Annotated in this window: 1 protein-coding gene and 1 pseudogene; one reads left to right on the top strand and one right to left on the bottom strand. The window is 66.6% G+C overall.

Going from position 1 to position 1,011, the window contains the following annotated elements; all coding sequences use genetic code 11:
• Positions 1-181 precede the first annotated feature (181 nt).
• A complete protein-coding gene (locus ACFFRH_RS44240; RefSeq protein ID WP_386164191.1) occupies positions 182-559 on the top strand; it encodes a nuclear transport factor 2 family protein in 378 nt (125 codons plus the stop codon).
• A gap of 153 nt (positions 560-712) precedes the next feature.
• On the opposite strand, the pseudogene ACFFRH_RS44235 reads toward ACFFRH_RS44240, so the two are convergent.
• A pseudogene (locus ACFFRH_RS44235) lies at positions 713-1,011 on the bottom strand (hypothetical protein); the annotation flags it as partial.

Raw genomic sequence — 1,011 nt, 5'->3', positions numbered from 1 at the left:
CGACAACCCGCGCCCGTTTGTCTGGAAGAAGACCGCCGAGGAGATCCTCGAATCCTTAGCCCGATATTGCCGACGAATTTCTGACGCAGGACACTAGTGCTGTGACCGGGATGGTTCACCGTGGTCGGGAGACGGCTCACGGGACGAGCGCGGTCCGCGAGGCGACTGGTATTACTGGTGCATGCAGGAAGAGACCGCGCGGTCCGCGATCGACACGTTCATCTCCGCGTTCAACGCCTCGGACGACAGCTATGTGACTGCGCTGCTCTCCCAGGCCCTAACCTGGGACGTGGTCTTCTGGGGACCGTTGGGCCGCAGTGAGGGGATCGAGGCGGTCGAGCGGTTCGTGCTGGACATCCGGCGCCACCCCGCGGGGACCGGCACGATGGCGCGCTGTTCGGCGGTGGACATGCCGGACGAGTGGGCCCGGTACCAGTGGGTCTTCACGACACCGGATGGAGGGCCCCGCCTGGCGGGAACGGACGTAGTCCATCTGCGGCGGAGCCTCATCGACCAGGTCATCGTCTTCGCGGGGGAGATCGAACCGTCCGCCTCCTGAGTCATTCTCCTCTGGCGCCGTCCTTCTCCTGAACCGGCCCCGTTCGGGGCTCCGGGTCTGCCCAGCCGAGATCATCTTCACAACGCTTCGGTCGTCCGCGCCTGGCCACGAGCGGACCGATGATGCGCTGTGGCTGTGTAAGTTCGCGGTTGGTCAGGCTGCGGTGTTGAGGGGGCGTCCGCCCCAACGGATGCCCTTCTCGCTTCGGATGCGGGCGCGTTCCTTGCGTTCGGCGGCCAGGACGTCGCGGTGGCGGGCGTCGGCGTTGCGCCAGCGTAGATAGGCGTGCAGGGCTCGTGTCTGCACGGTGTGGTTGGGGTGGTTGGAGTTGGCGATGGTGAACTGCCTCAGCGGTCCGAAGTGGGCCTCGTCGGGTAACCCCGGCGCATTGCTGCGCCGGGGTCCCCTCAGAACCGGCCGTGCCCGCTTTCCAGGCAACCGGCTCAAGCAAG

It is taken from the genome of Streptosporangium vulgare, assembly GCF_042428775.1.
Taxonomy (GTDB): domain Bacteria; phylum Actinomycetota; class Actinomycetes; order Streptosporangiales; family Streptosporangiaceae; genus Streptosporangium; species Streptosporangium vulgare.
The sequence above is the reverse complement of the archived record's forward strand: the minus strand, read 5'-3'. Positions and strand labels throughout refer to the sequence as shown.

Coding starts and splice junctions, on each gene's coding strand:
- ACFFRH_RS44240 (WP_386164191.1), top strand. CDS start 182: ATGCAGGAAGAGACCGCGCGGTCCGCGATCGACACGTTCATCTCCGCG.